This window comes from Streptomyces noursei (assembly GCF_001646665.1).
Lineage (GTDB): Bacteria > Actinomycetota > Actinomycetes > Streptomycetales > Streptomycetaceae > Streptomyces > Streptomyces lavendulocolor.
On sequence record NZ_LWBU01000179.1, the window covers coordinates 22,446 to 44,654 of the forward strand.

Below are 22,209 nucleotides of genomic sequence, written 5' to 3' on the forward strand. Positions count from 1 at the left end.
GGTGCGTACGGGCGTGCCGTCCGGCTGGCGCGGGTGGGCGGGGACGTCTCGTCGCCCGGCTCCTGCCCGGCGCGTGGGGCGGGTGCCGTTCGGCTTCTACCCGGTGGGTGAGGGCGGGTGCCGGGTCCTGCGGCGGGGGATGCTCGGACTCTCGCTTCGCTCGTCTTACGCCCGAGCATCCCCCACCTCCGGCCCCGACACCCTCACGCCGGCGGAAACCACCCCGGGCCCGCCCGCGGAAGGGGGACGCGCAGTGGGGGGTGTTCCGGGCGTAAGACGACCGAGCTTGCGAGGGAGAGCCCGGGACACCCGCCACGGAGCGGACCCCAACGGCAACCGAAGCCCGGCAGGGCGACCCCGGGCGCGAAATCACGGCAACCGGCACCGGGGGCGGGCGACCCCGAGGTGACCACCACGCCAACCGGGCCCTGCCGCGCAACCGGCACCGGGCGGGGCGCCGGGACAACCGGGCCCGCCGGCGGGCCGGCGCCCGCGCGGGCGCGGGGCCCGGCGCGAGGGGCGGCACGGGGCGGGAGCCCCGGAAAAGGGTTACGCCTCGGCGGAGACGCGGACGTTCGCGTTGACCCAGTCCACGATCGACGCCGTCGTCGCGCCGGGCGTGAAGATCTCCGCCACGCCCTTCTCCTTCAGCGGCGGGATGTCCGCGTCCGGGATGATCCCGCCGCCGAACACCTTGATGTCCTCGGCGTCGCGCTCCTTCAGCAGCTCGATCACCTTCGCGAACAAGGTGTTGTGGGCGCCCGACAGGATCGACAGACCGATCGCGTCCGCGTCCTCCTGGATCGCCGTGTCGACGATCTGTTCCGGCGTCTGGTGCAGGCCGGTGTAGATGACCTCCATACCGGCATCACGCAACGCCCGCGCGATCACCTTCGCGCCGCGATCGTGGCCGTCGAGACCCGGCTTGGCCACCACCACGCGGATCGGACCGGTCACACCCATCACTGCCTCCACATGCGTCCCCCGTACCTAAATGCCGGGGAGGTGAACGAACGTTATCGACAGCATCCCGCAACCGGCCGTTTCGCGGTGGACAGGGAGGGGGAAATCACACGTGGGACATGTTCGCTACGCGTCGTACCCGCACCGGGCGGCCCATCGGCCCCGGTGTTCCCGGGACGATCGCCACGGGAGAGCCGCAAAGAGGTCGTCGTACCACCGTGCCGCCGGCCGCGCGGCGCGGCGGCACGACCGCACCGCCCATCCCCCTCCGAGACGGCACCCCAGTCAATCGGAGGTCGGCCGTGAAGGTCCTCTTGCCCTGGAAGCTGCTGCCCCTTTTTCCGTTACGGCTGTCCACCGCGCTGCTCCGGGCCACCGCCCTGGAGCTGGCGATCCTCGCCGGCCATCTGGTCCTGTACCCCACGGGCATCGCACCCGAGCGGCGGCCGCGCCCCGGTGGCGTCCCGCCGACGCCGCTGTTGTCACCGGCCGGCGCCCCGCACCCGCCGACGGTGCTGCTGCACGGTTTCGTGGACAACCGCTCCGTCTTCGTCCTGCTGCGCCGGTCTCTGCTCCGGCACGGCCGGCGCCATGTGGAGTCCCTCAACTACTCGCTGCTGACCTGCGACATCCGTGCCGCGGCCGAGCTTCTCGGGCGGCACGTCGAGGAGATCTGCGACCGCACCGGGCACCATGAGGTCGACATCGTCGGGCACAGCCTCGGCGGTCTGATCGCCCGCTACTACGTCCAGCGGCTCGGCGGCGACCGACGGGTGCGCACCCTGGCCACCCTCGGCACGCCGCATGCGGGGACGACCGTCGCACCGCTGGCCGGCGCGCACCCGCTGGTCCGCCAGATGCGGCCGGGCTCGTCCGTGCTGCGGGAACTGAACGAGCCCGCGCCCGGCTGCCGTACGCGTTTCGTCGGTTTCTGGAGCGATCTGGACCAGTGGATGGTCCCGGTGGAGACGGCACGCGTGGAGCATCCGGACCTGATCGCGCAGAACGTACGCGTCACCGGGATCGGCCATCTCGCGCTGCCCGTGCACCCGGCGGTGGCGGCCGGCGTCCGGGAGGCGCTCGAAGCCGGCGGGGCGGCCGCCGGAACATCCGGTTCCGCGTCCGTGGCCTGACACCACCCGACCGGCTGTCGAACAGTTCTCGAACGTAGGGCCAAAGCTCTGCCCACACTCCGCCGAAAGACGGCCGAATGCCCGTTTCCCCCGGGGCCAAAACCCACGGAAGATTGTCGGTTGCGCGTACCGCCGGGTACAGTCGCGCCCACTGCTTTCCCCTCTGGGTCCCCTGTCGCCGGGGGCCACCCCAGACCTGGTCCTGCTGCCGAGGCGAGAGAGAAGTTGGTGAACGACCAGCACCCCCACGCCGGGTACGTCGGAGACGACGCGTATTCCACGGGCAGCCTCGAGTCCGGCAGCCAGGAGACCGGCAGCTTCGCCACCGATCCTCTGTTCGGCGCCCTTCCCGGAACCTACGGGAACGCCTACGAGACCGCTTACCAGAGCAGCGGCACCACCGGCGGGTACTACACGGACCACAGCGGTCAGTACGACGCCACCCAGTGGGCCACCGCCGACGCCACCCAGCAGTGGGCCACCACCGACACCACCGGGTACGTCGAGTACTCGGGGCACACCGGGCAGTGGGACTCCTCCGCCTGGACCGGGGCGAGCACGACGTACGACACCACCGGCCAGTGGAACGTGGCCGCCGCCGCAGCCGACACCGGCGCCTACGACGCGACGGCCTGGAACCACGCCGCCGCGCCGACCGAGACGTTCACCGTTCCCGAGCAGTACGACTACGCGGCCACCGACCAGTCGCCCGCGCCGGAACCGCTCGCCGACCAGCAGCCCGAGCCGCACGCGGCGGCCGAAGCGGCCGTCGCCGGACCGGAAGAGGCGTACGAGCCCGAGCCGGAGACCGCGCCCGAGGCGCTGCACGACAGCCTCACCGAGACCGCGATCACCCCCGTCGCGCCCCGCCCCACCCGCCGCGCGGGCGCGGCCGGCACCGGGGGCACCGGCGGCCGGGGCCGGCGCCGTACTCCCGCCAAGCGCTCCGCGCTCCTGACCGTCGCCGTGCCCTCCGCCTGCGTGATGGGCGTCGCCGGCATCGCCGCCGCCTCCGTCAGCGGCCTGACGGGCAGCGGCCCCGCCGAGGCGAAGGCCGACGAGAAGGCGGTGACCGCCGCCGACACGGTCACGGTCAAGCCGGTCGTCGCCAACAGCGAACTCGACACCCAGCTCGCCGCGCTGAGCGCCGACGCCCGTGACTTCGGCGACCGTGCCAGCCGCACCCAGGAGCGCATCGACCTCAAGGCCCGCCAGGAGGCGGAGCGCAAGAAGCGCGAGGAGGAGGCGGCCCGCCGCGAGGCGCTGCGCCCCAAGTTCGCCCTCCCCGTCGCGCTGCACCAGCTCAGCGCCCAGTACGGGCAGGCGGGCGTCAACTGGATGTCGCTGCACACCGGCATCGACTTCCCCGTCCAGTACGGGACCCCCGTCATGGCCGCGACCGACGGCACCGTCCGCACCCAGTGGAACAGCGCCTACGGCAACATGGCGATCGTGACCGCCAAGGACGGCACCGAGACCTGGTACTGCCACCTCAGCAGCACCAAGATCCGCTCCGGCGAGGTCAAGGCCGGTGAAGTGATCGCCTACTCCGGCAACTCGGGCAACTCCACCGGACCGCACCTGCACTTCGAGGTACGGCCCGGCGGCGGCGCCGCGATCGACCCGGTGCCGTGGCTGCGCGGCCACGGCCTCGACCCGACCTCCTAGCTACAGCTTCTCGACCGGCGCGTACCGCAGGAGCAGTCGCTTCGGCTTCTCGTCCCCGAAGTCGATCGTCGCCTGCGCGTCCGCGCCCGCGCCCGTCACCGCCATCACCGTGCCCAGGCCGAACTGGTCGTGCGTGACCCGGTCACCGACCGCCAGCGAGATCACCGGCTTGTCCGTGGCGCGCCGGGTGGCGAAGCCCGACGGACCGCCGGAGCGGGACCGGGACGACAGCGACGACGAGAGCGACGAGGCGATCCCGGACGTCGGCCCGGCCGGCTTGGTCATCGCGCCCGTGCGCTTCCACTCCAGGTACGCGCCCGGGATTTCCTCCAGGAACCGCGACGGCGGGTTGTACGAGGGCTGCCCCCAGGCGCTGCGCATCGTCGACCGCGTCAGGTACAGCCGCTCGCGGGCACGTGTGATGCCGACGTACGCCAGGCGCCGCTCCTCCTCCAGCTCCTTGGTCTGGCCGAGGGCGCGCATGTGCGGGAAGACGCCGTCCTCCATGCCCGTCAGGAACACCACCGGGAACTCCAGGCCCTTGGCGGTGTGCAGGGTCATCAGCGTGATGACGCCGGAGCCCTCCTCGTCCTCGTCCGGGATCTGGTCGGAGTCGGCGACGAGGGCGACCTGCTCCAGGAACTCGGCCAGCGTGCCGGTGCCCTCGCCCTCCTCGCGGCCCTGCTCGAACTCGAGGGCCACGGCCGCGAGTTCCTGAAGGTTCTCGATCCGGGTCTCGTCCTGCGGGTCGGTGGAGGCCTGGAGCTCGGCCAGGTATCCGGTCCGCTCCAGCACTGCCTCCAGGACCACCGCGGGGCCGGCGCCCGAGTCGACGATGGTGCGGAGCTCCTCCATGAGGGCGTTGAACCGCTTCACCGCGTTCGCCGACCGGGCCGCCATGCCGTAGGCCTCGTCGACCCGGCGCAGCGCCTGCGGGAAGGTGATCCTCTCGCGCAGCGCGAGCGCGTCGATCATCGCCTCGGCGCGCTCGCCGATGCCCCGCTTGGGGACGTTGAGGATGCGGCGCAGCGGGACGTTGTCCTCGGGGTTGGCCAGCACGCGCAGGTACGCGAGGACGTCGCGGACCTCCTTGCGCTCGTAGAAGCGGACGCCGCCGACGACCTTGTACGGCAGGCCGACGCGGATGAGGATCTCCTCGAAGACACGGGACTGGGCGTTCGTCCGGTAGAAGACGGCGACGTCGCCGGCCTTGGCCTCGCCCGCGTCCGTCAGCCGGTCGATCTCGTCGGCGACGAACTGCGCCTCGTCGTGCTCGGTGTCCGCGACGTACCCGGTGATCCGGGCGCCTTCGCCGGCGTTGGTCCACAGGTTCTTGGGGCGGCGGCTCTCGTTGCGCTCGATGACCGCGTTGGCGGCGGACAGGATGGTCTGCGTGGAGCGGTAGTTCTGCTCCAGCAGGATGGTGGTGGCGTCCGGGTAGTCCTCCTCGAACTGGAGGATGTTGCGGATGGTGGCGCCGCGGAAGGCGTAGATCGACTGGTCGGCGTCGCCGACGACGCACAGTTCGGCCGGTTCCAGGTCCTCGTAGCCGGTCCCCACCAGCTCGCGGACCAGGGTGTACTGCGCGTGGTTGGTGTCCTGGTACTCGTCGACGAGGACGTGCCGGAAGCGTCGGCGGTAGTGCTCGGCGACGTCGGGGAACGCCTGGAGCAGGTGGACCGTCGTCATGATGATGTCGTCGAAGTCCAGGGCGTTGGCCTCGCGCAGCCGCGCCTGGTACATCCGGTACGCCTCGGCGAGGGTCTTCTCGAAGCCTCCCCCTACGCCTTCGGCGTGGGAGGTGCCCCCAGCGACCTGGTCGGCGAAGGCCTCCTCGTCGATCAGCTCGTTCTTCAGGTTCGAGATCTTGGCGCTGAAGGACTTCGGCGGGAACTTCTTCGGGTCGAGGTCCAGGTCGCGGCAGACCAGTGCCATCAGCCGCTTGGAGTCGGCGGCGTCGTAGATCGAGAACGACGAGGTGAAGCCGAGCTTCTTCGACTCGCGGCGCAGGATGCGGACGCAGGCGCTGTGGAACGTCATGACCCACATGGCGTTGGCGCGCGGGCCGACGAGGTGCTCGACGCGCTCCTTCATCTCGCCGGCGGCCTTGTTGGTGAAGGTGATCGCCAGTATCTGGCCGGGGTGGACGTGGCGGGTCGCCAGCAGGTGGGCGATGCGGTGGGTCAGCACCCGGGTCTTGCCGGAACCGGCACCGGCGACGATGAGCAGCGGCGAGCCGGTGTGGACCACGGCGGCGCGCTGCTGGTCGTTCAGCCCCTCCAGCAGCGCGGCGGGGTCGACGACGGTGCGCGGGGCGCCGTCGCGGTGGTAGGCGTCCCGGGCCGGGGGCACGTCGAAGCGGTCGCCGAAGAGGTCGTGCGGGACCCCCTCCGCGGCCGGGGCGTCCCCGGGGCCCTCGGAGTCCTCGGGCGGCGGCGGGGGCTCCTCGGAGCCGTGGTTCCGGAGGTCCGCCAGGAAACTGTCGTCAAAGAGGCTGCTCATCGCCTATCGAGTCTAGGCGGCCCCACTGACAGCCGTGGACGAACCGGAAACAGGTCCGACTCGTCACCCTCCGTGCCGATTCGGCCACATCACGCCAAGGTCACGAATACGTATCGGGCATATCGCACATCATCCTTCACAGCACCGCCACAGTTTGGCTAGCGTGCTCGCCCAAGCGGTCCGTTCTCTCATCGGCGAACCACGCCAGTCGGACCGCCCACGCCGAATTCGTGCTGTCCGCACGGCAGTACGGAACCGGGGACCCACACGTACGACCGAGGTGAATCGGCCCGCAGCCCCTCGGGCGCGGCCGTAGGGCACCTTCCGTTCGGCCCGAACCTGACAGCTGACCCGGTAGGCGGTCCACGGAAGGAGATGCCGGCCTTGGCGTCGCATCGCAAGCCGCGCGCATCGCGCACCTTGCAGACCCTGCATGCCCACTCCCCCGCCGTCGGGGTAACGACGGCCGCCGCCCTGGCCTCGGTCACGCTCCTGTCGTCACAGAGCGCGACCGCCGCACCGGGTGCGTCGGGCGACCCGGAGCGCAAGCCGACGGTCGAGGAGGTACAGAGAAAGGTCGACGACCTCTACCGGCAGGCGGGCACGGCGACGCAGCAGTACGGCAGGGCCAAGGAGAGCGCGGAGCCGCAGCAGCGGCGCGGGGCCGGTGCAGTGCCCGCCGCCCGGCGTACGGAAGCGCCGGACGCGCCCCGCCGCGCCTTCGGCAGCCTCACGGGCGTCCCGCACCGCTCCGGCGGGCAGGCCCCGGCCGCGTCCCTGCTCCGGGCGGAGGGCCCGCCGGTGTTCGCGGACCCGGCGCCTCCGGCCGGCCGGCCCGCCGGCCTGCCGCAGGAGGCGCCCACCGAGCTGCTGCCGCGGCAGACCGGGCCCGAACCGGTGGCCGCGGCGGTGCCCGCCGCCCCGGCCGACCCGCTGCCCGAGCCCCTGACGGCCCCCGCGGCCGTCCTCCTGCCGGAGCCCGAGCCCGCGCCGGAGCCCGCGACCCGGCTGGACACGTGGGCCGCCGAGCCCGTACGGCAGCGGGCGGAGGCGGCGCCGGGGCCCGAGTCGCTCAGCGCCTCCCAGGCATCCCTGCGCGCCACCAAGCGCGCCGTGCAGCACAAGCTCGTCGAGGCGCGGGCGCTGCTGATACGGCTGACGGCCGGGAAGCGGGTGGAGGCGGAGGAGGCCCGCACTCGCCACGAGCCGCCGCGGACCCAGCCGCAACCGGAGCCGCACCTGTACCAGGACCCCCACCAGCCGCTGCCGCCAGAAGCGCACCTGCCGCGGCACGAGCCGCAGCAGCCGTCGCCCTCGCCCCCGTCGTACCTGTCGCAGCAGCAGCAGCCGCAGCCGGACGACGACGGCGGCCCCGGCGCCAAGGCCCGCGAGGTGCTCGCCTTCGCCGAGGCGCAGACGGGCAAGCCGTACGTGTGGGGCGCGACCGGCCCGAGCTCGTACGACTGCTCGGGGCTCACCCAGGCCGCGTGGCGGGCGGCGGGGGTCGACCTCCCCCGTACGACGCTGGAGCAGGCGGGGGCCGGGACCCCGGTGGCGATCGAGGACCTGCGCCCGGGAGACCTGGTCTTCTTCCACGCCGACATCAGCCACGTCGGCATCTACAAGGGCGACGGGCGGATGATCCACGCACCCCGGCCCGGCGAGGTCGTCCGCGAGGAGTCCATCCACCACCTGCCCGTCCACAGCAGCGTGCGCCCGGCCTGACGGGGACGGCCGCGGCGGGTGGGGGAACTCCGCCGGGGCCACCCGCCGCACGGCCGCGGCGGGCGCCAGGGGTGCCGCCGCGGCGGGTGCCGGCCGGGATCAGGTCCAGAGGGTGGCGATGAAGACGTTGGCGGCGGTCAGGCCGCCCACGGCACCGAAGACGGCCTTGTCGACCCGCTCCTCGTCGCGCTTGACGTAGACCAGGCCGAGGACGACGACCAGGATCGCCAGCTTCACACCGATCTTGACGTTGTTCACGGCCTGGTCGTCGGCCTGGTTGAGCCCCACCAGCGCCACGCCCGTGACCAGCATGGTCAGCGCGCCGTGCAGCATGGCGGGGCCGAAGCGCGCCGTACCCTCGCCCATCGCCTTCATCTGGGTCAGGAAGCCGCCCAGCAGGGCGGCGATGCCGATGACGTGCAGGGCGACGAAGACATTGATGAGGACGTCCATGGGGCGGAGCCTAACCGGGGCCATAGCACCGGATGCCGGTCGGGGTCGCCTCATCCGACGCAACGGTCGCAGCCGATACGGAACTCGGGATTCCGGGAACGTGGCGCTCTCCGAATCCGCTCCGGAACCCTCATCCGCGGCCAATTGCGGTCATTTGGCCGCCCGGCCGTCACCCCCGGATCTAGCGTCCTGCCCCGAGCCCCACCCGACGCACGCCCCTCCCCGACGAAGGGAAGTGACCGCCCTCGTGGCAGCGCACCGGAGACCCAGGCAGCACCCGCAGGCCGGGCGCGCGGCCGTCGCCCTGGCGCTGGCCGGGGCGGCCACCGCCACCGCCTTCGGGGGCACCGCTCACGCCGATCCCCGGCTCGGCCCGGCGCGCGTCGGGGCGGAGGCCGACCGGCTGTACCGGCAGGCCGAGGAGGCGGCCGAGAAGTACAACGGCGCCAAGGAGGCGGCGGAGACGGCCCGGGCGGAACTGGACGCGCTGCGCGACGAGGCCGCCCGCCGGACCGCCCGGCTCAACACGGCCCGCGACGCTCTCGGGTCGGTGGCCACCGACCAGTACCGCGGTGGCGGCCTCGGCCCCACCGCCCGGCTCGCCCTCTCCGGCGACCCCGGCGCCTACCTCCGGGGGGCCGCCCTGGCCGAGCGGGTCGGCGACCGGCAGGCCGCGGCCGTCCGCACCGTACGGAGCCAGGTCACCGAGCTGGCCCGGCTGCGCGCCGAGGCCACCGGGCGGCTGCGCGACCTGACCGCCCGGCAGGCCGAGCTGGCCCGCCACAAGGCGACCGTCCGTGACCGGCTCGCCGCCGCCGAGAAGCTCCTCGCGCGGCTCACCACCGCCGAGCGGGCCGCCTACGACGCCGCGGGCGACCGGGGCGGCGCCTCCGGCCCCACTTCCCGGGGCGGCACGCGGGACGCCGCCCCGGGGGCCGTCGCCGACGCCCCGAACCCGCGCGCCGCGCAGGCCGTCGCGTACGCCTACGGGGCCTTGGGCAAGCCGTACGTGTGGGGGGCCACCGGCCCGTCGGCCTTCGACTGCTCGGGGCTCACCCAGGCCGCCTGGCGCTCGGCGGGCGTGTCGCTGCCGCGCACGACGTACAGCCAGATCGACGCCGGACGGCGGGTGTCCCGTTCCGCGCTGGCCCCGGGCGACCTGGTGTTCTTCTACTCGGGCGTCAGCCACGTCGGCCTGTACATCGGCGACGGGAGGATGATCCACGCCCCGCGGCCCGGCGCCCCGGTCAGGATCGCGCCGATCGACGAGATGCCCTGGGCGGGCGCGGCCCGCGTGGCGTGAGCACGGCCCCCAGGGCCCTTCAGGGCCCTTCACGGCCCCTCACGGCCGCCGCCCGCACCACCCCGGCGTATCGGCAGCCGGCGGTCGGCACGGCGTTCGGCAGCAGGCACACCGGCCGCCGCGCGGGACCCCGTCGCCGGTCCCTCGGGCCGTCGTCAGGGCCGGCCGCCGACGGACAGGGTCCCCCGGCCCGACCCCGTACCGGCTCCTTCGCCGCCCGCGGCCATTCCCGCGTCCGGGCCCGGCCCCTGGCCCGGCCCCTGGCCCTGCTCGTGGTCCGGCTGCCCGCCGGTTTCACGGCCCCGCTCGTCGCCCCGCCCCCCGTCGCGGTCCCCACCGGCGGCCGGCGCGCCCGGCCCCGTACCCCCGACGTCCTTCCCGGCGGCCGCGGCCTCGGTGCGGAACTGCTGCGTGAGCCACTGGAAGACGGACGGCACCTCCCGCACCCACGTGCTGACCCGGTGGCCGCCGTACACCTGCTGGACGTCGACGCGCGTGGGCGCCTTGGAGACCTCCCGCAGGGCGACGCCCTGCTGGTAGCCGTCGCCCCCGTCGCCGGTCAGCAGGAGCGTGACGCGGGGCGGCACCGGGGCGTCCCTGAGCATGTTGACCGGGTTGTGGGCGCGCCGGAGCTCGGGGTCCTTGCCGGTGAGGGAGGACGGCTCGGCGGCCGGGTCGTTGTAGCCGGACATGCTGACGCCGAACCGGTAGCGGTCGGGGTGCGCGATGGCGAGCTTGGTGGCGCAGTGGGCGCCGGACGAGAAGCCGGCGACCGCCCAGCCGTCGGCGGTGTCGGTGGCGCGGAAGTTGTCGGTGACCATCTTGCGGACGTCGACGCTGAGCCAGGTGTCGGCGTTGATCCTGCCCGGCACGTTGGCGCAGCCGGTGTCGGTGCGGCCGAGGAGGTGGCTGCGCGGCGCGACGAGGATGAACGGCTCGACGGTGCCGTTGCGCATGAGCGGTTCGAGCTGCCGGTTGGCGTGCATGCCGACGAACCAGGACTTCGGCGAGCCGGGGAACCCGGAGAGCAGTTCCACCACGGGGAACTTCCGGTCCTTGTACGCCGGGTCGTCGTACTGCGGTGGCAGCCAGACGTACACCTCGGCCTTCACACCGGATATCCCGCCCTTCAGCACGGTCCTGCGGACGCCGGGGCCCATCGCGGGGTCGTCGACCGGTGCGAAGGTCTGCTTCACCTTCGGCAGGTCCGAGATGCGCCTGCCGCCCAGTCCGTCGGGACCGAGGTCGATCGCCGACTCGACGTGGTCGCTGGTGCCGAGGAGGTCGTCCCAGCTGTCGTAGAGGCCGTTGACGTTGTTGACGGCGACGAAGACCACGACGATCGCCGTGAGCTGCGCGAAACCGACCATGCCCAACCGCGTCGCGGCCCGGACGACGGCGGGGCCGCGCACGCGGCTCCAGAGCGCCAGGGGCAGCAGGACGGCGATCACGGCCAGCACGACCGCGGTCACGAGGAAGGGAGTACCTGTCAGGCTCATCACGGGGAGTAGGAGGGCACCTTCGCCGTACGGGTTGCCGCTCCTATGTACCGTTTATCTCACAAATACTCCGACCGGCTTCCTCGGCCGACCGCCGGGCCTCCTCGGCCGACCGCCGACCGCCGACCGCCGACCGCCGGCCTCACACCAGGCGGCGGGCCGTCGCCCAGCGGGTCAGCTCGTGACGGTTCGACAGCTGGAGCTTGCGCAGCACGGCCGAGACGTGCGACTCGACCGTCTTGACCGAGATGAACAGCTGCTTGGCGATCTCCTTGTACGCGTATCCGCGCGCGATCAGCCGCAGCACCTCGCGCTCCCGCTGGGTGAGCCGGTCCAGGTCCTCGTCGACCGGCGGGGCGTCCGTCGAGGCGAACGCGTCCAGCACGAATCCCGCCAGCCGGGGCGAGAACACCGCGTCGCCCTCCTGGACCCGGAAAACGGAGTCGACCAGGTCGGCACCGGTGATCGTCTTGGTGACGTACCCCCGCGCACCGCCCCGGATGACCCCGATGACGTCCTCGGCGGCGTCCGAGACGGACAGCGCCAGGAAGCGCACCGGGTTCTCGGGGGCCGTCATCAGGCTCGCGCAGCGGCGCAGCACCTCCACGCCTCCGCCGCCCGGCAGGTGCACGTCCAGGAGGACCACCTCGGGGCGCGTCGCGGTGATCACGGCGACCGCCTGGTCGACGTCGGCGGCCTCACCGACCACCTCCACACCGGTCGTCTCGGTCCGGCCGATCTCGGCCTGCACCCCGGTGCGGAACATCCGGTGGTCGTCCACCAGCACGACCCGCACCCGCCGCTCCGTGCCCGCGACAGCCGTCGTGTCCTCGGTCATCCGTCCGCCCTCTCCATCTCCAGCTCCACCTCGGTGCCGTCGCCCGGCACCGACCGCAGCCGCGCGGTGCCGCCGTTGCGCTGCATCCGCCCGATGATCGATTCTCGTACGCCCATCCGGTCGGCGGGTACGGCGTCGAGGTCGAAGCCCGGACCCCGGTCCCGTACGGACACGAAGACCGTGCGGCCCTCCACCTCCGCGTACACCTGCACCGCCCCTCCCCCGCCACCGTACTTGGCGGCGTTGACCATGGCCTCGCGCGCGGCCTGCATCTGCGCGGCCAGTCCTTCGTCGAGCGGGCAGTCGCCGACGACGACCACCTCCAGGGGCACGCCGTGGGCGTCCTCCACCTCGGCGGCGGTCCTCTTGACCGCCTCGGCCAGGGTGTCGGGCTCCTCGTCCTCGTCCTTGCCGGTGCCCTCGGGCCGGTACAGCCAGTTGCGCAGCTCGCGCTCCTGGGCGCGGGCGAGCCGGCGGACCTCGCCGGGGTCCTCGGCATGACGCTGGATCAGGGTGAGGGTGTGCAGCACCGAGTCGTGCACGTGGGCGGCGACCTCGGCCCGCTCCTGGGCGCGGATGCGCATGGTGCGCTCCTCGGACAGGTCCTGCGACATGCGCACCAGCCAGGGGCCCGCCAGCAGGGCCATCCCGGCGAGGACGGCGATCGCGGCGGTGAGCGCCGTGCCGAGCTGGGCCGCCGAGCCGCGCACCACCATGAAGACCGTCAGGCCCATGCCGACGAGCGCCACCCCGGCCAGGCCCCGCACCAGCTGGAAGAGCCGCTTGCGGCCGCCCGGCTCGGTCCAGCTGGCCCGCCGCGCGTTGTCCGCCTGACGCCACACCAGGACCACGCCGACGCCCACCAGCAGCGTCGGCCACACGTACCGGTTGGCCTCGCCGCCGAGGTCGACGCTGGTCACGAAGCCGATCGCGCCGATGGTGAGCGCGACGAGCGCCACCACCTGGCCCTTGTCCGGCTTGCGGAGCCGGCGCCGCCCGTCGGGCCCGGTCGCGAAGACGGAGCGGGGCCCGGAGCGGCCGCCGACGCCCAGCGGCACGACGATCCAGAAGACGGCGTACACCAGGACGCCGAGGCCGTCGGCGAGGAACAGGGCGAGGAAGACCAGCCGCACCCAGATGACGGGAAGCCCCAGGTGCCCCGCCAGGCCCCGGGCGACACCGCCGAGCATCCGCCCGTCGGCGCTGCGGTACAGCTTGCGCACGGGCGGCTCGTCGGTCGTCTCGGGCGGGCGGGCGGCGACTGGCATGCCCCGATCGTCACACGCCGGCCGGGGCCGGACATCAGGGCCGTCCCTCATCCGACCCTGAGAACCCGGGGCGGCGCCAGGGGCAATATCAGGGACGGTCCAGGGTCGAGGAAGGTGCCGGGGCGGCGCACGGCCCGTCACCATGGACGCATGACGCGTACCACCCCCGCTCCCGCCGAGGCCGGCGGAGCACCGCCCCGTCCGCCACTGCGGCGCGCCACGCGCCGGAAGGTGGTGGCCGGGGTGTGCGGCGGGCTGGGGCGGTACTACGACCTGGACCCGGTGATCTTCCGCGTGGCGGTCGGGGTGCTGTCCGTGACCGGAGGGCTCGGGCTGGTCTTCTACGGCTTCGCCTGGCTCCTGGTCACGGCGGACGGCGACGACGAGAACGAGGCGCGGCGGCTGCTGTCCGGCCGGGTGGACGGCGCCTCGCTGATCGCGCTGCTGATGGCCCTGGTGGGGTGCGGTCTGTTCCTGTCGATGCTGGGCAACGTCAGCACCGTCTCGTTCTCGCTGCTGCTGATCGTCGCGGTGAGCGGGGCGGCCGTGTGGTCGCAGCGCCGCCGGCTGGCCGACGGCACCGAGGCGGTGGCGGACCCGGTGACGGCGCACACGGTGGCGGAGGCCCCGCCGGAGACCAAGGCGCCGCCGCCGCCCGAGTCCCCGTCGTGGTGGCGGGAGCCGATCGTCAAGGACGGTACGTCGGGGCCGGTCCCGCTCGGATACCTGTGGGGCCCGGAGGACGGCGTCGGGGTGGAGGCCGCCCTGCTGGGGCGCCCCGCGCGGAGCGCCGGGCCGGGGCCGGCGGCCGTGCGCGGCCGGGGCCCGCGGTCCATCGGCGGGCCGGTCCTCCTGCTCGCCCTGGTGGCCGGCGGGCTCGGCACGGGCCTCTCCTGGGGCTCGCAACCGTTCGGCGCGGCCCTGCAGACCGGGCTGGCGTCGGCGCTGGCCGTCTTCGCGCTCGGGCTGGTGGTCTCCTCGTTCCTGGGGCGCACCGGCGCGGGCACGGTCTTCATGACGGTGGTCACGGCCGTGCTGCTGGCGGGCGCGGCGCTGGTGCCCCGGCAGATCGACACGGAGTGGGTGCGTACGCGGTGGGCCCCGGCGACCACGGCGGACCTGCGGCCGCGGTACGAACTGGGCACCGGCGTCGGCACCCTGGACCTGTCCCGGCTGACCGTTCCGGTGAAGGGCACGGCGCGCACCGCCGCCGAGGTCGGCGCGGGCCGCCTGCACGTCGTCGTCCCGAGGGACGTGACCGTGACGGTGCGCGCCGAGGTGGGGCTCGGCGACCTGCGCCTGCCGGCCGACCCGCCCGGCGACATCGACGTCGCCCCGGGCCGCGAGGCGGACCGCACGCTGACCCCGCCGAAGGGCGCGGCCCCGGCGGGCACGCTCGACCTCACCCTGGAGGTCGCGCTCGGACAGGTGGAGGTCACCCGTGCCGCGTCCTGACGCGCCCCGCCCGTGGCGCCACGGCTTCCGGCCCGGGCGCCTGGTCCTGGGCCTCACCGGCCTGGGCGTCGCGGCGCTCTACGCGGGCGACGCCGCCGGGGCGTGGCACACGCCCTGGTACGCGGTGCTGCCGCTGCTCGCCGCCGGGCTGGTGCTGGCGGGCGGCGCCGGCCTGCTCGGTCAGCGCGCCCGGCGCCGCCGTGCCGCCAGGGCCGCGTCGAGCGACAGCACCGGGGCGCCGGCCAGCACGAGCGGCAGCCAGGCCATCAGGTAGGCGAGGTCGTTGCCGTAGTAGTACGGGTCGGACTGCCAGCTCACGGTCAGCCACAGGCTCAGCGAGATCAGGGCCCCGCCCAGCGCGGCGAGCCGCGCCAGCAGTCCGGCGAGGGTGCCGAGACCGACGGCCACCTCGCCCAGGGCGATGGCGTGGCCGAACCCCTCGGGGTTCTTCAGGGCCAGGTCGACGAGCCAGGGCACGGCGGAGGAGTCCCGGACGGACCGCATCATGTCGCCGACCGACCCGGTACCGGACGCCGCCAGGAAGCGGTCGTCGGTGAGCTTGTCGAGCCCCGCGTAGACGAAGGTGACCCCGAGGAAGATCCGCAGCGGCAGCAGCGCGTACCGCTCGGCGGTCGCGCGCAGGCCGGGTGGCCCGCCGCCGTCCCCGTAGGTCGCTCTCATCCGGTGGCTGTGCGTCATCGCCGGCCTGCCTCTCCACACGGCTGTCCCCGAACCGATTCTCCTCGGCGTTCCCGCCCTTGGATACGCGACGGACCGCGCACCGGTTCACGCCGCGCACCGGCATCCGTACGGGCACGCCGGAGATCCGGCCCCTCGCGGCGGGGGCGCCGCCGCGCGAGGTCCGCCCGCGCGGGGCCGCCGCCGCGCTACGTCCGCCCGCGCCCGGGGTCGTTGGAGCACAATGCAGCGCATGACGGACGACGACCGCACCCCGCCCTCGCCGCTGGTCGAGCTTCTGGAACTGGAGCCCCACATCGAGGGGGGCTGGTTCCGGGAGACCTGGAAGACGGCCGGCACGACCGCGCCCGACGGCTATCCCGGCCCCCGCACCTACGCGACCGGCATCTATTTCCTGCTGCACCCCGGCGAGCGGTCGCGCTGGCACCGCGTGCGCTCCGACGAGCTGTGGCTGTGGCACCGCGGCGGACCGCTCCGCCTCTCGCTCGGCGGGGAGGGCGACGACCCGTCCGAGCCGTGGGACCTGGTGCTCGGCCCGTCGGTCGAGGCCGGCGAGCAGCCGCAGCTCCTCGTCCCGGCGGGCACCTGGCAGGCCGCCGAGCCGGCGGGCGACGAACCGGTGCTCGTCACCTGCGTCGTCGCGCCGGGCTTCCACTACGACGACTTCACGCTCGAAGCCGCCGCCCACAGGACGTAGGCGACGGCTCCGGTCGGACGTGCGGCGGGATCACCCCTCCGGGGGTCCCGTCACGGGCTCCCCCCGGGGGGAGCCCATGTGGGGGCTCAGGCCCCGGGGATCACTCCCACTCGATGGTGCCCGGCGGCTTCGACGTCACGTCGAGCACGACCCGGTTGACGTCCTTCACCTCGTTGGTGATGCGCGTCGAGATCTTCGCCAGCACGTCGTACGGCATCCGCGTCCAGTCCGCCGTCATCGCGTCCTCGGACGAGACGGGCCGCAGCACGATCGGGTGCCCGTACGTGCGCCCGTCACCCTGCACGCCCACCGACCTGACGTCGGCGAGCAGGACGACCGGGCACTGCCAGATGTCGCGGTCGAGACCGGCGGCCGTCAGCTCCTCGCGGGCGATCGCGTCGGCCTCGCGCAGCAGGTCCAGACGCTCCTTGGTGACCTCGCCGACGATCCGGATACCGAGGCCGGGGCCCGGGAACGGCTGGCGCTGGACGATCTCCTCCGGCAGGCCCAGCTCCGCGCCGACCATCCGGACCTCGTCCTTGAACAGCTTGCGCAGCGGCTCGATCAGCTGGAACTCGAGGTCCTCGGGGAGCCCGCCCACGTTGTGATGCGACTTGATGTTGGCCGTGCCGGTACCGCCGCCCGACTCGACGACGTCCGGGTAGAGCGTGCCCTGCACCAGGAACTCGACGGGGTGGTCGTCCGGCGCCTCGGCGACGATCTCGGCCTGGGCCTGCTCGAAGACGCGGATGAACTCCCGGCCGATGATCTTGCGCTTCTCCTCGGGGTCGGACACCCCGGCGAGCGCCTTCAGGAAGCGCTCCTGGGCGTCGACGACCTTCAGCTGGACGCCGGTGGCGGCCACGAAGTCCTTCTCGACCTGCTCGGTCTCGCCCTTGCGCATCAGGCCGTGGTCGACGTACACGCAGGTCAGCTGCGAGCCGATGGCCTTCTGGACCAGAGCGGCGGCCACGGCGGAGTCCACGCCGCCGGACAGGCCGCAGATGGCGCGCTTCTCGCCGACCTGGGCGCGGATCGCCTCGATCTGCTCCTCGATGACGTTGCCGGTGGTCCAGTCGGGACGCAGCCCGGCGCCGCGGTAGAGGAAGTGCTCCAGGATCTGCTGGCCGTGCGTGGAGTGCATCACCTCGGGGTGGTACTGCACGCCGTACAGCTTCTTCTCGTCGTTCTCGAACGCGGCGACCGGCACGACGTCCGTGGACGCGGTGACGGTGAACCCCTCCGGGGCGGCGGAGCAGGCGTCGCCGTGCGACATCCACACCGGCTGCTCGGCCGGGGTGCCCTCGAAGAGGGTGGAGGAGGTCCTGCTGACGTGCAGGGGCGTACGGCCGTACTCGCGCGCGCCGGTGTTGTCGACGGTGCCGCCGAGGGTGGTCGCCATCAGCTGGAAGCCGTAGCACATGCCGAAGACCGGGACGCCGGCCTCGAAGATCTCGCGGTCGAGCTGGGGAGCGCCCTCCTCGTAGACGGAGGACGGGCCGCCGGAGAGGATGATCGCCTTGGGGTTCTTGGCCAGCATCTCGGCCACCGGCATGGTGGACGGGACGATCTCGCTGTAGACCCGGGCCTCACGGACGCGGCGGGCGATGAGCTGGGCGTACTGCGCGCCGAAGTCGACGACCAGTACGGCGTCGGGCGCGGCAGCGGGATTCGCTGATGACACTACGGCGGCCTTCCGGCGGGGAGGAGTCTGTATGTCGATTCTACCGGCGCGGCCGGGTACGCCTTTGTCTCACCATCCGAACCGGGGGCCGTCCCGCTGGGCGGATGGTCCATACTGGCGGCATGCGCAAGCTCTCGACCTTCGTCTTTACCTATGGCACCGGGCCCGTCCGGCTGCCATGGTCGTGCTGCTTGAGCAACTGACAAGCGACTTCCCCAGGCGCCCCGGGCCGACAAGGTCCGGGGCGCCTGTCGTTTTCCCGGATCCGTCACCGGCCCGGGGGCCCGACCCTCCCGAGGAGCCCCCGCCATGACCGCAGTGCACACCGACCGGACCGGCGCCCGTACCGACCAGGCCGCGGACGTCATCACGGGCGCGCGTGAACGCATCGACGCGCTCGACGACCGGATCATCGGCCTCATCCAGGAACGGATGGCCGTCTCGGCCGTCATCCAGGACGCCCGCATCTCCTCCGGCGGCCGGCGGGTGAACCTGGCGCGCGAGATGGAGGTCCTGGCCCACTACCGCGACGCGCTGGGCAGGCCGGGCACGTCGCTGGCGATGACGATGCTGGAGCTCTGCCGCGGCCGCATCTGAGTTCGGACACGGTTCTCACCCGTACGGCGCGTGACCGGTTCCGTACGGCTTCGTTGGTCCCGGTGTCCGTGTCATCCAGGGGCGGGCCGAAGAAACCACGCGTGGCTCCGCTGGGGCGTGTGGCGTTCCCCGTGGGGGGCGCCGTGGGACCTCGCTCCAGCGTGCGTGACCGGACGGCAGGGGACAGCAGCCCGGTCACCCGAAAAAGCGGTCGGCTCCGGGGACGCCCGGAGCCGACCGCATCCGGTGCGGACGATCGCACCGCCCCCGGCCGGTGTTGTCCCCCACCCCGCTCCCACACCCCCCTCCCCTCCCTCTCCCACGACCACTGCCCAGCGGCGTCTCCCCCCGGCGCCGCCACTCTCGGCCCCGGCGCTGCCCTGACGCCGGTGCCGACGGCCAAGGGCCCCGCGGAAGCGATTCCGCGGGGCCCTTGTTCTGTGCGCTCCGGGTCGAAGCGCCAGCCCCGGACCACACCCGGTGCACACAAGCGGAATGTGTGATGCAGCGCACATAAGTTTTTCGTCAGGTGGCGTGCAACCATCCCCCCTCTTCGCAGGTCATGCATGCGAAACAACGGCCACACCCGTGACACCCCCACGCCGGGTCGGCCCCACGACTCCGTACCGCGTCACAGCGGTACGCCCGGACTTCACTGAGGTCTTCATGAAGCTTCGCCGCGCCATGGCGGTCGCCGCCGCGACCGCCGTCATAGCCCCTGCCGCCTTCCTGGCGGCTCCGGCCGCGTACGCGACGGACGGCACCACCAGCACGACCTCCACCTCCGGCACCACGGGCGGGACGGAGACGGGCACCACCGACGGCACCACGGCGACCGACGAGGGCACCAAGACCGACGACGGCGCGGCCACCACCGAGGGCGGCACCACCACCGAGGACGGCGCGCAGACCGGCGACGACGCCACGTCCACCGAGGACGGCGCGGAGACCGAGGACGGCTCCGCCACGGACGAGGGCGCGAAGACCGAGGACGAGACCACGGACGGCACCGAGGACGGCGCCGACAAGCCGGGCGCCGAGACCGGCAAGGACGAGGAAGAGCCCGGCAAGGACGAGGTCGTCGACGAGGAAGAGCCCGTCGACGAGGAAGAGGAGATCATCGAGGAGGAGGTCTGCGAGCAGGCCGCCGTCGACGTCTCCCTGTCCAACCTCCCCGGCAAGATCGTCGCGGGCAGCGGCTGGAAGAACTTCCAGCTCAACGTCAAGAACAACAGCAAGGCCGCCCTGGACGAGGTCGTCGTCGGCGCCTGGGCCTCGTACGCGAAGGACGTCGACGAGGAGGCGTACACCGACCGCCTGGTCGAGAAGTACGCCAAGATCGAGTACAAGCTGCCCAACGGCCAGTGGGAGAACGGCGCCAACCTCTCGGGCCAGAACATCGGCTTCTTCTTCGACGTCGTCAACCTGAAGAAGGACGAGAACCGCACGATCCAGCTGCGCATCTCGATCGACAAGGCCGCCCCGGCCGGCGCCGCCCTCGGCTTCGCCGCCACGGGCTACGACAAGGACGACGAGTGCTACGAGGACTACGCGTCCTACGACTTCCAGGTCGTCGCGGCCGGTGGTACCGGCGGTGACGGCGGCGAGGCCAAGCCGTCCGACGAGAAGCCGGCCGACCTGAAGCCGCAGGGCGGCTCGACCCCGATCAAGGTCGAGGGTGAGCTCGCCGAGACCGGTTCTTCCTCGATGCTGCCGACCATCGGTATCGCCGGTGGTATCGCCATCGTCGCCGGTGCCGGTGTCGTCTTCGCGCTGAAGCGCCGCAGCAACGGTGCCGCCGCGTAACACGGGCACCCCATAGCAAGAGGCGCTGCACTCGGAGGGGGGTGCAGCGCCTCTGTCGTGTCCGCGCGCGGCGGACGGTCGCGCGGCGGGCGCTACTGCTTGGGCGGGACCGCCGGGATGCCGAGGAACGGCAGCTTCAGGGCACCGAAGGCGTCGGCCGGGACCGCCGGGGACTTGGGCGCGACGGGGGCGAGGCGCGCGTAGGCCGCGTCCTGCGCCGGGCGCGGGTCCTCCTCGCCCTTGTTGGGCCAGAAGGACATGGCGCGCTCCGCCTGGGCGGTGATGGTGAGCGAGGGGTTCACCCCGAGGTTCGCCGAGACGGCCGCGCCGTCCACGACCGAGATGCCCGGGTGGCCGTGGAGGCGGTGGTACGGGTCGATGACACCGTCCTGCGCGGTGGCGCCGATGACGCAGCCGCCCAGGAAGTGGGCGGTGAGCGGGGTGCCCATCAGCTCGCCGACGTTGGAGCCGGCGAAGCCGTTGATCTCCTCCGCCAGGAGGGTCGCCGCGCGGGTTCCCTCGGCGATCTGCTTGGGGTTGGGGGCGCCGTGGCCCTGCCGGGCGGTGAGGAGGCCCTTCCCGACGCCGTCGGGCTTGCGGTAGGTCGTCAGGGAGTTGTCGAGGGACTGCATGACGAGCCCGATGATGGTCCGCTCCGACCAGCGGCGGTTGGACAGCGACCGCAGCGTCAGCAACGGGTGGCGGGCCACGTTGCCGAGCCATGCCCTGACCCGGCGTTCGGCGTAGGGGACCTGGAGGATGGAGAGGGACCCCATGGCGTTGGAGCCCTTGCCGTAGCGGACCGGTTCGATGTGGGTGCTGGCGTCCGGGTGGATGGAGCTGGTGATGGCGACGCCCTGGGTGAAGTCCGCCCTCTTGTGGCCGTGGCGCTTGCGGTAGCGGCGGTCCGTGGTCTGGGAGCCCACCAGCGCCTCGGAGTTGGTCCGGGTCAGCTCGCCCAGGCGGGCGGAGATGCGGGGCAGCCTGCCCTCGTCCTTCATGCGGTGCAGCAGCGTCTGGGTGCCGTACGTGCCGGCCGCGACGACGACGTACCGGCAGCGCAGCTCCCGGGGGGTGGCCTTGCGGCGGCGGTGCGTGGGGACGGTCGAGACGGCGTAGCCCTCGCCGGACGGCGCCTCGGTGACGGCGGTGACCGTGGTCATCGGGTGGATGACGGCCCCGGCCTTCTCGGCCAGGTACAGGTAGTTCTCGGTGAGGTTGTTCTTCGCGCCGTGCCGGCAGCCCGTCATGCACTCGCCGCACTCGGTGCACGCGCGCCGCGCCGGGCCGGCGCCGCCGAAGTAGGGGTCGTCGACCTGCTGGCCCGGCCGGACCTTCGCCGAGCCGCCGGCGTCCCGGCCGTCCCCGAAGAAGACGCCGACGGGCGCGAGGTGGAACGTGTCGCCGACGCCCATGGCCTGGGCGGCCGCCTTGAGGTGCACGTCGGAGGGGGTCATCGTCGGGTTGAGCCGCACCCCCAGCATGCGCTTGGCCTGGTCGTAGTAGGGGGCAAGCTCCTCCTGCCAGTCGGTGATCGACGCCCACTGCCGGTCCCGGAAGAACGGCTCCGGCGGTACGTAGAGGGTGTTGGCGTAGTTGAGGGAGCCGCCGCCCACCCCGGCGCCCGCCAGGACCATGACGTTGCCGAGGAGATGGATGCGCTGGAGGCCGAAGAGGCCCAGGGCCGGGGCCCAGAGGTAGTTCTTCACGTCCCAGGAGCTCTTGGGCAGCGTGCCGGGGGTGAAGCGGCGGCCCGCCTCCAGGACGCCGACCCGGTAGCCCTTCTCCGTCAGGCGGAGGGCCGCGACCGAGCCGCCGAAACCGGAGCCGACGACAATCACGTCGTAGTCGTACTCATCGGGCGAATCGCCCTGTTCGCGGGCAGCGGGGACCTGGGGCATGGGCTCTCCTCGTACCGA

Annotated in this window: 18 protein-coding genes and 1 riboswitch; of the genes, 9 read left to right on the forward strand and 9 right to left on the reverse strand. The window is 73.1% G+C overall.

The features are described 5' to 3' along the window. Positions 1–549: 549 nt before the first annotated feature. Positions 550–963, reverse strand: coding sequence for a cobalamin B12-binding domain-containing protein (locus A4V12_RS15190; RefSeq protein WP_064069885.1), 414 nt, complete (start codon positions 961–963; stop codon positions 550–552). A gap of 302 nt (positions 964–1,265) precedes the next feature. Here A4V12_RS15190 and A4V12_RS15195 point away from each other — a divergent pair, with 302 nt between their 5' ends. Next, positions 1,266–2,096: an esterase/lipase family protein gene (locus tag A4V12_RS15195; protein ID WP_234372191.1), complete on the forward strand. Its 831-nt coding sequence runs from the start codon at positions 1,266–1,268 to the stop codon at positions 2,094–2,096. A 228-nt stretch (positions 2,097–2,324) separates the two neighbouring features. Beyond that, a complete protein-coding gene (locus A4V12_RS15200) occupies positions 2,325–3,764 on the forward strand; it encodes a M23 family metallopeptidase (RefSeq protein ID WP_064069886.1) in 1,440 nt (479 codons plus the stop codon). On the opposite strand, the gene pcrA is transcribed toward A4V12_RS15200, so the two are convergent. Beyond that, positions 3,765–6,266, reverse strand: a complete 2,502-nt coding sequence (gene pcrA, locus A4V12_RS15205) for a DNA helicase PcrA (protein WP_064069887.1) — start codon at positions 6,264–6,266, stop codon at positions 3,765–3,767. A 210-nt stretch (positions 6,267–6,476) separates the two neighbouring features. Next, positions 6,477–6,643, forward strand: a riboswitch (cyclic di-AMP (ydaO/yuaA leader). Between the two features lie 7 nt (positions 6,644–6,650). Between pcrA and A4V12_RS15210 the strand changes: the two genes are divergently transcribed. Further along, positions 6,651–7,991: a C40 family peptidase gene (locus A4V12_RS15210; protein WP_159028873.1), complete on the forward strand. Its 1,341-nt coding sequence runs from the start codon at positions 6,651–6,653 to the stop codon at positions 7,989–7,991. 99 nt (positions 7,992–8,090) lie between these two features. Here A4V12_RS15210 and A4V12_RS15215 read toward each other — a convergent pair whose 3' ends face one another. Further along, a complete protein-coding gene (locus A4V12_RS15215) occupies positions 8,091–8,444 on the reverse strand; it encodes a hypothetical protein (RefSeq protein WP_064069889.1) in 354 nt (117 codons plus the stop codon). A 247-nt stretch (positions 8,445–8,691) separates the two neighbouring features. Between A4V12_RS15215 and A4V12_RS15220 the strand changes: the two genes are divergently transcribed. Continuing rightward, positions 8,692–9,747, forward strand: coding sequence for a C40 family peptidase (locus tag A4V12_RS15220; protein WP_064070105.1), 1,056 nt, complete (start codon positions 8,692–8,694; stop codon positions 9,745–9,747). A 155-nt stretch (positions 9,748–9,902) separates the two neighbouring features. Here the strand turns inward: A4V12_RS15220 and A4V12_RS15225 are convergent, their stop codons facing one another. The 3 genes from A4V12_RS15225 to A4V12_RS15235 form a co-directional block, all read right to left on the reverse strand. Then, complete coding sequence (locus tag A4V12_RS15225; RefSeq protein WP_079137059.1) at positions 9,903–11,246, reverse strand: alpha/beta hydrolase; 1,344 nt, start codon at positions 11,244–11,246, stop codon at positions 9,903–9,905. Positions 11,247–11,388: 142 nt separating this feature from the next. Next, on the reverse strand, positions 11,389–12,084 hold the full coding sequence (locus A4V12_RS15230) for a LuxR C-terminal-related transcriptional regulator (RefSeq protein WP_064069891.1): 696 nt from the start codon (positions 12,082–12,084) through the stop codon (positions 11,389–11,391). Beyond that, positions 12,081–13,352: an ATP-binding protein gene (locus A4V12_RS15235; protein WP_064069892.1), complete on the reverse strand. Its 1,272-nt coding sequence runs from the start codon at positions 13,350–13,352 to the stop codon at positions 12,081–12,083. The genes A4V12_RS15230 and A4V12_RS15235 overlap by 4 nt, the downstream gene beginning before the upstream one ends. A gap of 150 nt (positions 13,353–13,502) precedes the next feature. On the opposite strand from A4V12_RS15235, the gene A4V12_RS15240 reads away from it, so the two are divergent. Together A4V12_RS15240 and A4V12_RS15245 are read left to right on the forward strand one after the other, a co-directional pair. Further along, the gene (locus A4V12_RS15240; RefSeq protein WP_064069893.1) at positions 13,503–14,807 is read left to right on the forward strand and encodes a PspC domain-containing protein; all 1,305 of its coding nucleotides are present in this window, start codon (positions 13,503–13,505) and stop codon (positions 14,805–14,807) included. Beyond that, positions 14,794–15,081 carry a hypothetical protein gene (locus A4V12_RS15245; protein ID WP_064069894.1) on the forward strand — a complete coding sequence of 96 codons (288 nt, stop codon included), beginning with the start codon at positions 14,794–14,796 and terminating at the stop codon, positions 15,079–15,081. Before A4V12_RS15240 ends, A4V12_RS15245 begins: the two co-directional genes overlap by 14 nt. Here the strand turns inward: A4V12_RS15245 and A4V12_RS15250 are convergent. Next, a complete protein-coding gene (locus A4V12_RS15250) occupies positions 14,988–15,506 on the reverse strand; it encodes a DoxX family membrane protein (protein ID WP_064069895.1) in 519 nt (172 codons plus the stop codon). The genes A4V12_RS15245 and A4V12_RS15250 overlap by 94 nt on opposite strands. A gap of 232 nt (positions 15,507–15,738) precedes the next feature. Between A4V12_RS15250 and A4V12_RS15255 the strand changes: the two genes are divergently transcribed. Then, a complete protein-coding gene (locus tag A4V12_RS15255; RefSeq protein ID WP_064069896.1) occupies positions 15,739–16,203 on the forward strand; it encodes a cupin domain-containing protein in 465 nt (154 codons plus the stop codon). Positions 16,204–16,303: 100 nt separating this feature from the next. Here the strand turns inward: A4V12_RS15255 and guaA are convergent, their stop codons facing one another. Next, entirely contained in the window at positions 16,304–17,887 is a 1,584-nt protein-coding gene (gene guaA, locus A4V12_RS15260; RefSeq protein ID WP_064069897.1) for a glutamine-hydrolyzing GMP synthase, read from the reverse strand. Between the two features lie 309 nt (positions 17,888–18,196). Here guaA and A4V12_RS15265 point away from each other — a divergent pair, with 309 nt between their 5' ends. Both A4V12_RS15265 and A4V12_RS15270 read left to right on the forward strand, forming a co-directional pair. Continuing rightward, entirely contained in the window at positions 18,197–18,484 is a 288-nt protein-coding gene (locus A4V12_RS15265) for a chorismate mutase (protein WP_064069898.1), read from the forward strand. A gap of 666 nt (positions 18,485–19,150) precedes the next feature. Then, on the forward strand, positions 19,151–20,290 hold the full coding sequence (locus tag A4V12_RS15270; RefSeq protein ID WP_159028874.1) for an LPXTG cell wall anchor domain-containing protein: 1,140 nt from the start codon (positions 19,151–19,153) through the stop codon (positions 20,288–20,290). 92 nt (positions 20,291–20,382) lie between these two features. On the opposite strand, the gene A4V12_RS15275 is transcribed toward A4V12_RS15270, so the two are convergent. After that, on the reverse strand, positions 20,383–22,191 hold the full coding sequence (locus A4V12_RS15275; RefSeq protein WP_064069900.1) for a GMC oxidoreductase: 1,809 nt from the start codon (positions 22,189–22,191) through the stop codon (positions 20,383–20,385). Positions 22,192–22,209 lie beyond the last annotated feature (18 nt).

Excerpts from the sequence above, each read along its gene's own strand:
- A4V12_RS15190 (WP_064069885.1), bottom strand. The coding sequence starts at position 963 with ATGGGTGTGACCGGTCCGATCCGCGTGGTGGTGGCCAAGCCGGGTCTC.
- A4V12_RS15215 (WP_064069889.1), bottom strand. The coding sequence starts at position 8,444 with ATGGACGTCCTCATCAATGTCTTCGTCGCCCTGCACGTCATCGGCATC.
- A4V12_RS15270 (WP_159028874.1), top strand. The coding sequence starts at position 19,151 with ATGAAGCTTCGCCGCGCCATGGCGGTCGCCGCCGCGACCGCCGTCATA.
- A4V12_RS15240 (WP_064069893.1), top strand. The coding sequence starts at position 13,503 with ATGACGCGTACCACCCCCGCTCCCGCCGAGGCCGGCGGAGCACCGCCC.
- A4V12_RS15265 (WP_064069898.1), top strand. The coding sequence starts at position 18,197 with ATGACCGCAGTGCACACCGACCGGACCGGCGCCCGTACCGACCAGGCC.
- A4V12_RS15235 (WP_064069892.1), bottom strand. The coding sequence starts at position 13,352 with ATGCCAGTCGCCGCCCGCCCGCCCGAGACGACCGACGAGCCGCCCGTG.
- A4V12_RS15275 (WP_064069900.1), bottom strand. The coding sequence starts at position 22,191 with ATGCCCCAGGTCCCCGCTGCCCGCGAACAGGGCGATTCGCCCGATGAG.
- pcrA (WP_064069887.1), bottom strand. The coding sequence starts at position 6,266 with ATGAGCAGCCTCTTTGACGACAGTTTCCTGGCGGACCTCCGGAACCAC.
- A4V12_RS15225 (WP_079137059.1), bottom strand. The coding sequence starts at position 11,246 with ATGAGCCTGACAGGTACTCCCTTCCTCGTGACCGCGGTCGTGCTGGCC.
- A4V12_RS15255 (WP_064069896.1), top strand. The coding sequence starts at position 15,739 with ATGACGGACGACGACCGCACCCCGCCCTCGCCGCTGGTCGAGCTTCTG.
- A4V12_RS15230 (WP_064069891.1), bottom strand. The coding sequence starts at position 12,084 with ATGACCGAGGACACGACGGCTGTCGCGGGCACGGAGCGGCGGGTGCGG.
- A4V12_RS15250 (WP_064069895.1), bottom strand. The coding sequence starts at position 15,506 with ATGACGCACAGCCACCGGATGAGAGCGACCTACGGGGACGGCGGCGGG.